Origin of the sequence: Mycobacterium colombiense CECT 3035 (assembly GCF_002105755.1) — a bacterium.
GTDB lineage: Bacteria > Actinomycetota > Actinomycetes > Mycobacteriales > Mycobacteriaceae > Mycobacterium > Mycobacterium colombiense.
The window spans coordinates 4,240,205-4,254,308 of sequence record NZ_CP020821.1 but is presented as its reverse complement, the minus strand read 5'-3'; the positions used below and the strand labels follow the sequence as shown (position 1 = coordinate 4,254,308).

Genomic DNA, 14,104 nt, shown 5'->3' with positions numbered 1-14,104 from the left:
CGGGGGTTCGTTCAGGTAGACGACTGATCTGAACGAGAGGCGGGCCATGACCGATGACGCGAAGCGCGCGAAAGTTAGCTCCACAGGCCCGATCAGCGCGGCGCGCCAACAGGTAGCCGACCGCATCCGCGACTTGGACGCCCGCGACGAGGAGTTCCGTACCACCAAACCCGATTCCGCCCTGCAGCTCGCGGCGCGCGAACCCGGCCTTCGGCTGCCACAGATCCTGGAAATCTTCGCCGAGGGCTACGCCGATCGCCCCGCGCTGGGCTGGCGGGCACGCTCGCTGACCACCGATGCCGCCACCGGCCGAACGAGCGCACAACTGCTGCCCCGGTTCGACACCATGACCTACCGCGAACTGTGGGCCAACGTCCGCGCCATCGCCGGCGCATGGCGACACGACGCCACCAATCCCGTTGCGCCCGGCGACGTCGTCGCCACCGTGGGTTTCGCCAGCGCCGAATACCTCACCATCGATCTGGTCTGCGCCTACCTGGGCCTGGTGGCCGTGCCGCTGCAGCACAACGCGACGGCCTCGCGGCTGAGGCCGATCGTGGAGGAGGTCGAGCCGTCCACGTTGGCCGCCGGCGTCGGTTACCTCGACCTGGCCGTCGAAGCGGCGCTGGGTAGCTCGTCGTTGCGGCGTGTCGTGGTCTTCGACTACCGGCCCGAGGTTGATGAGCAACGCGAGGCTGTCGATCGGGCGCGGTCGAAGCTGGCGGGCGCCGGCATCGCGGTCACCGTCGAGACCCTCGGCGACGTGATCGAGCGCGGGCGGACCCTGCCGCCGGAGCCGATGTTCACCGGCGACACCGACGAGCGGCTGGCCATGATCATGTACACGTCCGGCAGCACCGGATTGCCCAAGGGCGCCATGTACACCGAGCGGATGCTGTGCCGGCTGTGGACCACCGAACTGATGCCCGACTTCGCCGACACACCGGTGATCAACGTGAATTTCATGCCCCTGAATCATCTGGGCGGCCGGATACCGCTGTCGACGGCGTTCCAGGCGGGCGGCACCAGTTACTTCGTCCCGGAAAGCGATCTGTCCACCTTGTTCGACGACTGGAACCTGGTGCGCCCCACCGAAATGGGACTGGTGCCACGGGTGGCCGAGATGCTGTACCAGCGCTACCAGAGTGCGGTCGATCGATTCGAGGTTGCGGGCACCGACACCGCCACGGCGCAGGCGCGGGCGCAGGCCGAGCTGCGCGAGCAGGTCCTCGGTGGACGCATCGTGACCGCCTTCTGCGGCACGGCGCCGCTGGCGGCCGAGATGCGCAGCTTCATCGAAACATGTTTGAGCGTCCACGTTCTCGACGGCTACGGCCTGACCGAAGTCGGCATGGTAACCAAGGACGGCCTGATCACCCAACCGCCGGTGCTGGACTACAAGCTCATCGACGTTCCCGAGTTGGGCTACTTCCTCACCGACAAGCCTTATCCGCGAGGCGAATTGCTGGTGAAGTCGCTGACGGCCACGCCGGGTTACTTCAAGCGGCCCGATGTCACCGCCAACGCGTTCGATCCCGAGGGCTACTACCGCACCGGTGACGTGATGGCGGAGCTGGAGCCCAGCCGGCTTGCCTACGTCGACCGCCGCAACAACGTGCTGAAGTTGGCCCAGGGCGAGTTCGTCGCCGTGGCACGCCTGGAGGCGGTCTTCTCCAGCGCGGCCCTGGTGCGCCAGATCTTCGTCTACGGCAACAGTGAACGGCCCTACCTGCTGGCCGTTGTCGTCCCGACCGACGACGCCGCACAGAAGTACGCCGGCGACCCCGGCGGCCTGAAGTCCGCCCTGGGCGAATCCCTGCGCCAGGCGGCCAAACTCGCCGAACTGCAGTCCTACGAGGTGCCCGTCGACTTCGTGGTCGAGACGGAGCCGTTCAGCGAGGACAACGGCCTGCTCTCCGGCGTGGGAAAGTTGCTGCGGCCCAAGCTCAAAGAGCATTACGGCGCGCGGCTTGAACAGCTGTACGCGGACCTGGCCGAAAGTCGGGTCACCGAATTGCGCGCCCTGCGTGAAGGGGCGGCCGACCACCCGGTGATCTTCACCCTCACGCGCGCCGCCGAGGCGCTGCTCGGCTTGGCCGGCGGGCCACCCGCGCCCGACGCGCTGTTCATCGAGCTTGGCGGCGACTCTCTCTCGGCGCTGACCTTCTCCAACCTGCTGCGCGACATCTTCGACGTCGAGGTGCCCGTGGGTATGATCACCGGCCCGGCAACCGACCTGGGCCAGCTCGCGGAATACGTTGAATCCGAACGCGCATCGGGGTCTCGGCGGCCGACCTTCGCCACCGTGCACGGCCGGGGCGCGACGCAGGTCCGCGCCGCGGACCTCACCCTGGACAAGTTCATCGACGCCACCACTTTGGCCGAGGCCCCGGCGCTGCCACGCGCGACCGGCACGCCGCACACCGTCCTGCTCACCGGCGCCAACGGCTACCTCGGCCGCTTCCTGATCCTGGAGTGGCTCGAACGGCTCGCCGAGACCGGCGGAAAGCTCATCTCCATCATCCGTGCCGCGGATGCCGCCGCGGCCGCCAAACGACTGGAATCCGTGTTCGACAGCGGTGATCCGCAGTTGCTTGAGCGATTCCGCACCCTGGCCGCCGACCACCTCGAGGTCATCGTCGGCGATATCGGTGAGCCGAATCTCGGCCTCCAGCAAGGCACCTGGGAGCGCCTCGCGCAAAGCGTGGATCTGATCGTGCATCCGGCCGCGCTCGTCAACCACGTGTTGCCCTACGACCAGCTGTTCGGCCCTAACGTGGTGGGCACCGCCGAGTTGATCCGCCTGGCGATCACGACACGGATCAAACCCGTCACGTACATGTCGACCGTCGCGGTGGCCCTGTCGGTCGATCCGGCCGCGTTCGCCGAGGACGGCGACATCCGCACCGTCAGCGCGCTGCGGCCGGTCGATGGCGGCTATGCGAACGGCTACGCGAACAGCAAGTGGGCCGGCGAAGTGCTGCTGCGCGAGGCACACGACCTGTGCGGCCTGCCGGTCGCGGTCTTCCGGTCCGACATGATCCTGGCGCACAGCCGGTACGCCGGACAGCTGAACGTTCCAGATGCGTTCACCCGCTTGATCTTCAGCTTGCTCACCACCGGAATCGCACCGGGCTCCTTCTACCAGACCGACCCGCGGGGAAACCGGGCGATCGCCCATTACGACGGGCTGCCCGCCGACTTCGTGGCCGAAGCGGTGACCACGCTGGGCGAGCAGATCGCCACGGCCGCCCAGGATTCCGGTGCCTATCGGTCCTTCGACGTGATGAACCCGCACGACGATGGCATCTCGCTCGATGTGTTCGTCGACTGGCTGATCGCGGGCGGGCACGACATCCGGCGCATCGACGACTACGACGAGTGGTTGAGCCGGTTCACGACCGCCCTTCGTGCCTTGCCCGACAAGCAGCGCCAGCATTCGGTGCTGCCGTTGCTGGATGCCTACCGGAAACCGGAGACGCCGCTGCGCGGCGCCCCAGCCCCCACCGACGTGTTCCGCAGCGCCGTGCGGGAGGCTAAAATCGGTGCGGCCGAAGACATCCCGCATCTGTCGGCCGCCCTGATCGACAAGTACGTCGCTGATCTGCGCCTGCTGGGGTTGGTGTGACAGCCACCGGGCTAGCCCGGCAGCCCGGCCTTGACCGCGGCGTCCTGCTTGCGAGCGACGTCGAGGGCCAGGGCCGGATCGATCGGGTCGGTCGGCGCGCTGTCGAACTCCAGGGTGACCAGCGCCCTGCCCTCGGTGAAGGCCAGCACCGTCATCGCCTGGGAGTTGTCCGGCGACGTGCCCGAGATGGTCACCCCATTGGCGCCGACGGCGAGCGGCTGCCAACTCCCGGTCACCTTGCCGTTGTAACCGCCTTGGGTGGAAGCCAATTCGGCTGCCGCCGCCGGCGGATCCGCGGCGACCGTGATGGTGTCCCACAGCCGCCGGCTGCTGTCGGCGTTGGCGAACAGCTGGGCGACCCCGGGCGCGTTGTTGGGGTTGATCATGGGCGACTGCGGGGCGGTCAGACCGCCGCCCACGTCGTTCGACTTGATCAGCAAGAAGCCGTAATCCGAGGGTTGTGCCGAGGGTGGTCCGGTGACCACGCCCGAACTGGTCGAGGCGGCGGTGCTCGACGCGGCCGGGGGCCCGGCCTTGTTCTCGCTGCCACAGGCTGTGCTCGCGGCGCCGGCCACCACGATGGCGACGGCCCAGCCGGCGATGCCGATCCGATCAACTTCCACGCATGTTCCTTCCACGTGTCATCGGTATCCGGCTTTCACCGCGGCTCCCGACGCCGCCGGTGAAATGCTGTTGTGAAACAGGCTTTGCTACGAAGATATGCCCACTGGGCGCCCGGCGGGTAGCACTTCGCGTGCCTATGCTGGCGTGGGTACGGGCATCCTCGCGCGGAAGGAGATCGGCATGACGGCTGCAGCGGCGCGCGCAGTACGGTTCGACCGTTACGGGGGACGCGAGGTGTTGTACGTCGCCGACATCGAGATGCCCGCCGCCGGGCCCGGTGAGGTGGTCGTCGAGGTGCGGGCCGCCGGGATAAACCCGGGCGAGGCCGGCATCCGCGTCGGGGCGATGCACGAGATGTTCCCGGCCACCTTCCCCTCCGGGCAGGGCAGCGACCTGGCCGGCGTCGTCACCGCCGTGGGACCCGGGGTCACCGAGTTCTCCGTCGGCGACGAAGTCCTCGGCTTCAGCCTGCGCCGGTCCAGCCACGCCACCCACACCGCGGTTCCGGTGAACCAGTTGATCCGCAAACCGGCCCAACTCGGTTGGGAGGCAGCGGGTTCGCTGTACGTCGTCGGGGCGACCGCCTACGCGGCCGTCCGTGCCGTCGCGCCGCAACCGGGTGAGACGGTCGCCGTGTCGGCCGCCGCGGGTGGGGTGGGCAGCCTGGTCGTGCAGCTGCTGGTGCTGCGCGAGGCGCGGGTGCTCGGCATCGCCGGGCCGGGCAACGCCGACTGGCTGCGCGCGCACGGCGTCATTCCGATCGCCTACGGTGACGGGCTGGCCGGGCGGCTGCGCGAGGCGGCGCCCGATGGCATCGACGCATTCATCGACCTGTTCGGCCCGGACTACGTCCAGCTCGCCGTCGATCTCGGCGTGGCGCCCGAGCGGATCGACACCATCATCTCGTTCCAGAAGGCGGGCGAAGTGGGCGCCAAGACCGAGGGCAGCATGGAGGCCTCGACGCCCGAGGTGCTCGCCGAGATGGCCGACCTGATCGTTTCCGGCGCCGTCGAGTTCGACATCGCCGCGACGTACCCGCTGGACCGGGTGGCCGACGCGTATGCCGAGCTCGAGCAGCGGCACACCCACGGGAAAATCGTTCTGCTGCCCACTAACTCACAATGAGGCGGCCGGCCCGACCACGCCGGCCTGCACGATCTTGATGATGACGAAGGCGACGGCCACCACCAGGTAGCCCCGCAGGGTGAACAGCCCCGCCCTGCGCATCGGCGACATCGCCGGCCGATCGAGCAACGCGAGGTTGGGGGTCTGCCAGCCGGCCCGGTCCTGGAGACGTACCGCCCGCCGCTCGGCACGCGTCAGCGACGAGGCCTCGTCGAGTTCGTCGACCTCCTCCGGATCCAGGCCGCCGCCGAGCGTCCGCACGATGGCTTCGGCATCGGTCAGGTTGCGGCGCCGCCGGCCGGCGATGATCAGCACCGCGCCGACGACGACGCCGAGCACCGCTCCGCCGGCAAGGCCCTCCTCGAGCGTGGCGGTGGACAGGTCCGGGAAGAATGTCGCGGCCGTCAACGCCAGCGACAGCAGCACCAGACACCACACGATGGTCCACGCAATGATGTTCTGCCGCACGGTGTTCACCCACGGTCCCAGGACCGCCCGGTCGTTGCACAGCAGCACCAGAAAGACGGTGGCCGAGGGAAGCAGAACGCCGGCGAGCGCCTGGACGCCCTGCGTCACCAGGCCCAGGATGTGGTCGGGGCTGAAGGAGACCGCCGCCGAAACCCCGAGCAGTATCGCGTAGCCACCGTAGAACAGCGGGGCCTCGCTGATCTTCCAATGCAACGAGTGCCGCTTGCCCATCGCATCGCCGACCGCATAGGTGGTCGCCAGGCCTACGGCGTTGGCGCCGATCAGCGACGCGTCCAGCAGGATGATCGCGAACAGCACGCCGAGCGCGCCGCCCGAGTGCTTCGCCAGTCCCGAGGCGACCGCGCCCGCGTCGGTGAAGTGACCCGCATCGGCCGTGCCGGTCAACCCGAACGCCGCCACGGCCATCAACGCGGTCGCGCCGACCATGACCACGACGATCCCGATCGCCAAATCCGCTCGGCCGTAAGGGATCCAGCGGGCGGTGATGCGCTTGTCCACCACATTGGACTGCTGGAAGAACAGCTGCCACGGCGCGACCGTGGTGCCCACGATCGCGACCACCAGCAGCAGCACCGTCGAGTTGAGCCCACCCGGGAACTGCGGGATCAGGCCCGCCATCGCCGCTTTCGGGGCCGGGTGGACCAGCCACACCATCGGGAAAATCAGCACGTTCACCGCGATCAGCAGGAACATCAGCCGCTCCCAGCGGCGGAACGACCCGCCCGCCACCACCGCGAACAGCAGCACGGCCGCGGCGGGGACGGCGACGATCCTCGGGCAACCCAGGAACCCGAGCGCCAGTGAGACGCCGATGAATTCGGTCACGATCGTCAAGGCGTTCAGGACCAGCAGATCACCGACGCTGAACGCACCCCAGAATTTGCCGAACCGCTCGAAGATCAAGCGCGCGTGGCCAACCCGGGCCACCGCACCGAGCCGCAGCACCATCTCCTGGTTGACGTACAGCACCGGAATCAGCAGTGCCAGCGTCCACAACAGGCCCATGCCGTAGTTCTGGCCGGCCTGCGCGTAGGTCGCGACGCCACCGGCGTCGTTGTCGCCCACCATGACGATCAACCCGGGACCGGTGATGACAGCCAGCGTGCGCAGCCGGCGCCAACGTCCAATGAACGCCCCGTAGCCGCCGTCCCCGTCGCGCCGGATCCGCCCGAACGCGCCGACGATGTCGCCGACGTGCGCGGAATCCAGCACCGTCGGGCTTTGCGCCTCGCGGCGTGCGTCTTGCGGCGCGGCGGCGAACCTCGAGTCGCGGCGGCCGCCGCCGGTGTCGATCGAAGTCATCGAATCCTCGCTATCTCGAACGCTTCTCACCTCGCGGTGACGCGGTGGTTGTCGCGGCACTCAACGCGCCCCGGCGACGGGCGGCGCCGTGCCGCCCGTCGCCGAGGGCGTGGATCAACGGTGGCTGCTGTCCGAGCCCGAAGCGTGGCCACCCAGCGACGCGGTGACCATCGCGATTGGCATCCTGGACACGTACAGGTTGGCCCGCTCCTGCGGGGTCAGGCTCGCCTGCAGGTGAAACCTGTTGGCCAACAACCGGCCTGCGCGCAGCATCGAGCGGCCGCGCAGCCGGGAGGCGGTGGAAAAACGGTGCGTGATAACAAAAGCCATGAGCTTCTTCTCCTGACGGAGGCCCGATCGGCATCGGCACGGCCTGTCAGCCGCACAGCACAGGAGAGGTCAGGCGGTGAAAGAAACGCCGGAACCGGATCGGGACAAGACGGATTTCGGATAGGGACTATCGCCGGGACTCATCTCGCCCTCACCTCCTCACGGCCAAGACACACGCGGGTGTCACCACATTCACCTGAACGAAAGAGGCAGGAATGACCCGCGACACATGCCGCGGGTCGCACCCCTCTCGTCGGAGCTTCGGCACTGCACGGCGTATCCGGACGCCACCGATGGTCTCCGGAAGCCACTTGGGCTCAACCCTTGGGTCCGGGAAGAGCTGTCCTGACCCGGGGCGTCTCTCGACGTTCGGGGTCAGTGGCCTGTATCCATGCAGACGCCTCACCTACCGAGGTGCTTGCGGGGTCCATAGTGACACCGCGGTTGCGGGCGCGTCAAACGCTTAACGCATCCTTGACGCCCCGCCCCGCACTCCCAGCGCCCGGCCAGGCGGCCCGCCTAGGCTCGATGCCATGACCACAACGCTGCAGGATCCCCGGGTCGCCGCGACGCTCGAGCGCATGTACGCCGAGTCGAAAAACCAGATGTCACTGCTGCGCGAGCGGCGCGGAACGTTCGATCGGCCGATGACCGCGCAGGAGCGGGCCGAGGCGATGAGCGAGTTCTACATCCCGGTGACGCCGGAAGCAGGCCGGCTGCTGTATTCACTGGTGCGCGCCACCCGCCCGGCGACCATCGTCGAATTCGGCATGTCGTTCGGCATTTCCGCGGTGCACCTGGCCGCCGCGGTACGCGACAACGGCGCCGGCCGGGTGGTGACCACCGAACTCAGCGAGACGAAGATCGCCGCGGCCAAGCAGACGTTCGCCGAGACCGGCCTGAACGACGTCATCACCATCCTGGAGGGCGACGCGCTGTCCACGCTGTCGGACGTGGCGGGGCCGGTCGATTTCGTCTTGCTCGACGGCTGGAAGGACCTGTACCTACCCGTGCTCGAGCTGCTGGAACCGCGCCTGTCACCCGGCGTGCTGGTCATCGCCGACAACGCCAGCTCGGCCGACATGGCGCCCTATCTGGACCGGGTGCGCAACCCCGAGAACGGCTACGTGAGCTTCAACTTCCAGGTTCGCGACAGCGACAGCATGGAGATCAGCTGCCGCACAGGCGGTTAGGGCTACCTCAGCGATTCCTCCAGCCACGGCGTGAGCCACTTCACCCCTTCGGGGGTGAGGTGGACGCCGTCGCTGCGCACCTTGATGCCGTCGACCTTGGCGGTGTAGACGCCGTCGGGGCACAGCTTCTTGTTCAGGTCGAGGATCGCCACGTTCGGGTGGTGGCTGACGGTCTTGCGCAACATGGTGTTCCACAGGTTGACGCGATCCGGCTGGTCCTCGGGATAGAGCCGGCCGTCCGGCTTTTCACCGCCCCGGCTGTAGGGGACGGTCGCGACCACCACGTGGACACCGGTGCCGCCGACGATGGTCAGCGCCCGTTCGAGCTCGCCGTTGAGGTACGCGTCGAAGGTCGGGTCGCCGATGTGGGTCCACTGGCCCTCGTTGACCCGGTCGACCGTTTCCCAGCGGCCGATGACGAGCAACGCGACGTCCGGCTGATCCTGGCTGACCTGTCTCGACCAGCGAATCGGCCAGCCGTCGCATTCGGATCGCTGCTCGAGGGTCTGGCCGATGTAGCGGTACGGCGTGCCGCGCACCAGGCTGCATCCGATCACGGTGTGGTCGAGGAACGTGAATCCTGGTGTCGGCGGCAGGTAGTGCATCCAGGTCCAGCCGATCGAATCGCCGAACACCGAAACGGTGAACGGCCGGTTGGCATCTCGCGGCCGGCCGGCACCGGGCGGCGACGGCGAGACCGCCGCGACCGCCGAGACGCCGGGCGGTAGGCCGGCCTCGCGCAGGGCCGGCCCGGTGCCGACCGGGATCACCAGCAGCGTCACCGCGGCGGCGCTGGCCACGGTCGCGGCGGCCAGCGGCAGCAGCGGCACCCGTGCCGGCCGCCAGCGCCGGACGGGTTGTTCGAGCAGCCAATAGGACGCGCCGGCCGCCACCAGCGTGGCGCCGCACCGGGCGGCGAACAACGGCAGCCCGGACCACCCGGTGTGTTCGCCGTTGAGCGCCAAGAAGATTGGCCAGTGCCACAGGTAGACGCCGTAGGAGATGGTTCCCAGCCACACCAGCGGGCGCAACGCGAGCGCGCGGGCGACGAGGCCGCGCTGCTCCAGGGCGACGGGTGCGATCACGATCACCGCCGCGATCGCGACCCCGATCAGCAGGCCGTGCCGGAATTCGCCGCTGGCGCCGTTGGCGTAGTGCGTCGCCGCCGCCAGTCCCGCCAGCCCCAGCAGCGGCAGCACGCGCGCGACCCGGCGACCCCACCGGGTGCGGATCATGCACCAGCCGCGGTTCATCGACGGCCAGTCCCGCACCAGCAGCGCGGCCGACGCGGCGCCGACCAGCAACGCCTGCGCGCGGGTGTCGGTGCCGAAGTAGATCCGGTCGCGGGTGCCGTCCGACGCCATGACGATGGCCAGGGCCGCGGAGGCCAGCGCGCCGACCGTGGCGATCAGGAACGTGGCGAACCGCACACCGCCGACGGTGGCCCGGGTCGAGCGGCGCCTGGCGCGGGCGGCGAGCAGCAGGGTGACCGCGATGAGCAGCACCGGCCAGATGAAGTAGTACTGCTCCTCCACCCCGAGCGACCAGGTGTGCTGCAGCGGCGAGGGCGGTGCGCCCTGGGTGAAGTAGTCGGTTTTCTGGGCGACGAACCGCCAGTTCGCCATCCACACGAAGGCCGCGATGGCGTCGTCGCGCAGCCCGGTCAGCGACCGGTCGGGCAGCAGCTGGCGGGCCGCCGCCACGGTGAGGACCATCAGCACCAGCGCGGGCAGGAGTCGCCGGGCGCGCCGGATCCAGAAGCCGGTCAGCTCGATACGGCCCGTCCGTCCCAGCTCGTCCAGCAGCAGCGAGGTGATCAGGAATCCACTGAGGACGAAAAAGACGTCGACGCCGATGAATCCGCCGCTGACGCCGGGGATGCCGCCGTGCCCGATGAGCACCAGCGCAACGGCGATCGCGCGCAATCCGTCGAGCGCCGGGATTCCGCTGGCCCGCTCCGGCCGGTCCCAGATCGCCAGCCGACCGACGCGGCGCACCGGGGCGACCCATCGGGGCCGAGTACCACGAGCCGGTGCGGGACGAGACCCGCCCGGCTCGGTGCTTTCCGTCAGCGCGCCGTAACTACCATCTCGCCCGGCGCCATGGTTGATGCCGATACGTCGCTGCCCCTCCTGTTGAGTTCAGCAAGCCAGCCTAGAGGCGGGCACGCGGGATCAGGTGGAGGACACGCGAGGCGTTTTTCGCCGTGCCGCGTTCGGATTTCGGGTCGGCGCTTCAGGCCTTGTCCGGCGCGTAGCCCAGGGTGCTCTTGACTTCCAGGTACTCCTGAAAGCCGAATTCGCTCCATTCGCGACCGTTGCCGCTGCGCTTGTACCCACCGAACGGCGCGTTCATGTCGAATGCGTGATTGATGGTCACCCACCCCGCGCGGATCTTGCGCGCGACGTCGCGCGCCGTGTCGAGGTCGGCGCCCGAAACGAACCCGGCGAGGCCGTATTGGGTGTCGTTGGCGATCTCGACGGCGTGGTCGAGGTCGTCGTAGCCGAGGATGCACAGCACCGGCCCGAAGATCTCCTCGCGGGCGATCGTCATGTCGTTGGTGACGTGCGCGAAGACGGTCGGCTTGACGTAGTAACCCTTGTCCAGCCCGGCCGGCCGGCCCGGGCCCCGGCGACCACGGTCGCGCCCTCGTCGATGCCCTGCTGGATCAGGCGCTGCACCTTCTCGAACTGCGCCCGGGACGCCACCGGCCCGATCGCCGTCGCGTCGCCGCTGCCCACCGCGACGTTCTCGGCGACCTCGCGCGCGACGGCGATGGCCTCGTCCATCCGGGAATTCGGGACCAGCATGCGCGACGGCGCGTTACAGCTCTGCCCGGAGTTCGGCATCATGTTGGCCACCCCGGCGCTGACGCCCTCGGCGAAGCCGCTGTCGTCCAGGACGATGTTGGGGCTCTTGCCGCCGAGCTCCTGGGTCACCCGTTTCACGGTAGGGGCGGCAAGCTTCGCCACCTCGACCCCGGCGCGGGTCGAGCCGGTGAAGGACACCATGTCGACGTCGGGATGGCTCGCCAGCGCGATGCCGACGCCCGAGCCGTCGCCGTTGACGAGGTTGAACACCCCGTTCGGCACCCCCGCCGCATCGAGGATCTCGGCGAAGATGTAGGGCGAATACGGCGCCACCTCAGAGGGTTTCAGGATGACGGTGCAGCCGGTCGCCAGCGCCGGATAGACCTTGACCGCGACCTGGTTGATCGGCCAGTTCCAGGGCGTGATCAGCCCGCAGACACCGATCGGTTCCTTGGCGATCAGCGTCGCCCCCTTGTGTTCTTCGAATGCGAAGTTCTTCAGCGCGTCGATCGCGGTGGTGAGGTGACCGATGCCGAGAAACACCTGCGGCCCCGCGGCCAGCGAGGGCGGCGCGCCGATCTCCTCGGTGACCGCCGCGGCGAGATCGTCCGCGCGCTTCTGGTATTCGGCGAGGATGGCCTGCAACAGGTCCAGGCGCTGCTCGCGGGTGCTCTGCGACCAGCCGGCGAAGGCCCGCCTGGCGGCCTGCACCGCCACGTCGACGTCGGCCGCCGATCCCAGCGAGATCCTCCCGGAAACCTGTTCGGTCGCCGGGTTCTCGACGTCGAAGGGGTTGGGCCGCACCGGGTCGACCCACTGTCCGTCGATGTAGAACTTCAGGTATTCGCGCATAGCTTGCACTCTTCCGTAGTCGCGGCGCTTATTGGGTTCCTTCTGCGTACCAAGTGCGGAATCGGTCGTACTTGGGCATCTCCTCGGAATTGGCCTTCGGGTCGATGCACACGTGCACCACACCGACTTTGCCACTGGCATAGGCGCGGGCGATGGCAGGCCCGATCTCGTCTTCCTTCTCGACGTACTCGCCGTGGCAGCCGAAGCCCTCCGCGATCTTGTCCATCCGCACGTCCTTGCTCCAGTGCACGCCGGGCTGCGGTGACGGCTGGGCGAAGGTGCGCTTGTAGACACCCACCTCCAGCCCCCACTGGTGGTCCACGCCCACCACGCACACCAACGGAAGATTCTGCCGCGCAGCGGTTTCCAGCTCGGCGATGTGGAACAGGAACGCCGAGTCGCTGGTCAGGAGCATGACCGGGCGCTTACCGCCCTCGGCGACCGAGGCGCCGATCGCATAGGGCAGCCCCGTACCGAGGTGCCCGAAGTTCTGGTTCCAGATCACGTCGCGTGGCTTGGACTGCGAGTACGTCCACTGGAAGATGACCGTCGCCCCGCCGTCGCGCACCAGGATGGCGTCCTCGAGGTCGTTGAACGCCTTGGTGGCCTCGACGACGTAGCGGGCCGGATGAATCGGCGAACGTCCCGCCGGTGCGCTTTCGGCGAGCTGCGCGAGCTCCTCGGCGTCGGCCTTGACCAACCTCTCCAGGTTGGGCGACGCGACGCGCGGCGTGTCCCGGAGCGCCTCGACGAGCTGCGGCACGACGCCACGCAGGTCGCCGACGAGTGGCACGTCGAACTGGCGGTTGACGCCGATGGCGGCCGGGTCTTGCTCCACGTACACCCATTTGCGATTCGCATCGTTGTCTGCCCAATGCTGGGTCCGGCCGTAGTGCATGGGCTCGCCGAGTTCGGTTCCCAGCGCGACGCACAGGTCGGATTGCTCGACCGCCTCGTTGGCGGCCGGGGAGAACAGGTAGGGAAAGGTCCGATCCTGCAGTCCCGGGATGTACGAGGTACCGCCGGAGGTCTGGATGACCGGGCAGGCCATCAGGTCGGCGAGCTCCTTGACCGCAGGACCGGTGCGCGACGTGTGCACGCCGTGGCCCACCAACAGAATCGGGCTCTTCGCTTCCCGAATCAGGCTCGCGGCCTTGGCGATCTCGGGCGCGCCCGCTCCCTGGTTGACCAGGCGGTACCGATGCGGCGGCAGCGGATCGGCAACGTCGAGCTCCTCGAGGATGACGTGCGACGGGTACTCGATGTAGGCCGGGCCGGGGGTGCCGGACATGGCCCGGCGGATCGCCTCGTGGACGATCTCGTCGGTCTGGTCGGCGTACTCGATGGACGCGCTGTACTTGACGGACGACGCGAAAAGGGGCTCCTGGCGCACGAATTGGATGCGCCCGCGCCGGACCCGGCGCTCGGTGATGCGGGCGCGCTGGCCGCCCAGGAAGATCACCGGTGAGTTCTCCACCAGGGCGCACTGGATCGCTCCGGCGATGTTGGCCATGCCGGGGCCGAGCGTGCCGATGCACAGGCCGGGCTTGCCCGTCATCCGCGAGGCAGCCTCCGCCATGAATCCCGCGCTCAGCTCGTGGTGCGGCGCGACCACCGACCATCCGCGGGCGTCGGCCTCGGCGAACATGTGCACGAAATTCGGGTCGGGGATACCGAAGATCGTGTTCACTCCCTCGGCCTCGAACAGGTCGAGGATGCGTTTGTAAACCGGCACGGCCATTATCGGAAAC

The 14,104-nt window shown here is 68.6% G+C and carries 8 protein-coding genes, 1 pseudogene and 1 riboswitch; of the genes and pseudogenes, 3 read left to right on the top strand and 6 right to left on the bottom strand.

The genetic code is table 11. The features are described 5' to 3' along the window. Positions 1-46: 46 nt before the first annotated feature. Positions 47-3,628, top strand: a complete 3,582-nt coding sequence (gene car / locus B9D87_RS19950; RefSeq protein WP_007769435.1) for a carboxylic acid reductase — start codon at positions 47-49, stop codon at positions 3,626-3,628. An 11-nt stretch (positions 3,629-3,639) separates the two neighbouring features. On the opposite strand, the gene B9D87_RS19945 is transcribed toward car, so the two are convergent. Then, entirely contained in the window at positions 3,640-4,251 is a 612-nt protein-coding gene (locus tag B9D87_RS19945) for a hypothetical protein (protein WP_007769438.1), read from the bottom strand. Positions 4,252-4,432: 181 nt separating this feature from the next. Between B9D87_RS19945 and B9D87_RS19940 the strand changes: the two genes are divergently transcribed. Beyond that, on the top strand, positions 4,433-5,377 hold the full coding sequence (locus tag B9D87_RS19940; RefSeq protein WP_007769441.1) for an NADP-dependent oxidoreductase: 945 nt from the start codon (positions 4,433-4,435) through the stop codon (positions 5,375-5,377). On the opposite strand, the gene B9D87_RS19935 is transcribed toward B9D87_RS19940, so the two are convergent. Both B9D87_RS19935 and B9D87_RS19930 read right to left on the bottom strand, forming a co-directional pair. After that, entirely contained in the window at positions 5,369-7,168 is a 1,800-nt protein-coding gene (locus B9D87_RS19935) for an NRAMP family divalent metal transporter (RefSeq protein ID WP_007769443.1), read from the bottom strand. The two genes, B9D87_RS19940 and B9D87_RS19935, sit on opposite strands and share 9 nt — an antisense overlap. A gap of 114 nt (positions 7,169-7,282) precedes the next feature. Then, complete coding sequence (locus tag B9D87_RS19930) at positions 7,283-7,498, bottom strand: hypothetical protein (RefSeq protein ID WP_007769445.1); 216 nt, start codon at positions 7,496-7,498, stop codon at positions 7,283-7,285. A gap of 238 nt (positions 7,499-7,736) precedes the next feature. Then, positions 7,737-7,919: riboswitch (M-box (ykoK) riboswitch) on the bottom strand. Positions 7,920-8,031: 112 nt separating this feature from the next. On the opposite strand from B9D87_RS19930, the gene B9D87_RS19925 reads away from it, so the two are divergent. Beyond that, complete coding sequence (locus tag B9D87_RS19925; protein WP_007769447.1) at positions 8,032-8,691, top strand: O-methyltransferase; 660 nt, start codon at positions 8,032-8,034, stop codon at positions 8,689-8,691. 2 nt (positions 8,692-8,693) lie between these two features. Here B9D87_RS19925 and B9D87_RS19920 read toward each other — a convergent pair whose 3' ends face one another. From B9D87_RS19920 to B9D87_RS19910, 3 genes and pseudogenes are all read right to left on the bottom strand, one after another. Then, positions 8,694-10,688, bottom strand: a complete 1,995-nt coding sequence (locus B9D87_RS19920; protein WP_007769450.1) for an acyltransferase family protein — start codon at positions 10,686-10,688, stop codon at positions 8,694-8,696. Positions 10,689-10,926: 238 nt separating this feature from the next. Then, positions 10,927-12,353: pseudogene (locus tag B9D87_RS19915) on the bottom strand (aldehyde dehydrogenase family protein). 28 nt (positions 12,354-12,381) lie between these two features. Further along, positions 12,382-14,094, bottom strand: coding sequence for a thiamine pyrophosphate-binding protein (locus B9D87_RS19910; RefSeq protein ID WP_007769456.1), 1,713 nt, complete (start codon positions 14,092-14,094; stop codon positions 12,382-12,384). Between the last annotated feature and the right edge of the window lie 10 nt (positions 14,095-14,104).

Bases quoted from the DNA above. Each gene is read 5' to 3' on its own strand.
- car (WP_007769435.1), top strand. From the start codon at position 47: ATGACCGATGACGCGAAGCGCGCGAAAGTTAGCTCCACAGGCCCGATC.
- B9D87_RS19940 (WP_007769441.1), top strand. From the start codon at position 4,433: ATGACGGCTGCAGCGGCGCGCGCAGTACGGTTCGACCGTTACGGGGGA.
- B9D87_RS19935 (WP_007769443.1), bottom strand. From the start codon at position 7,168: ATGACTTCGATCGACACCGGCGGCGGCCGCCGCGACTCGAGGTTCGCC.
- B9D87_RS19930 (WP_007769445.1), bottom strand. From the start codon at position 7,498: ATGGCTTTTGTTATCACGCACCGTTTTTCCACCGCCTCCCGGCTGCGC.
- B9D87_RS19925 (WP_007769447.1), top strand. From the start codon at position 8,032: ATGACCACAACGCTGCAGGATCCCCGGGTCGCCGCGACGCTCGAGCGC.
- B9D87_RS19910 (WP_007769456.1), bottom strand. From the start codon at position 14,094: ATGGCCGTGCCGGTTTACAAACGCATCCTCGACCTGTTCGAGGCCGAG.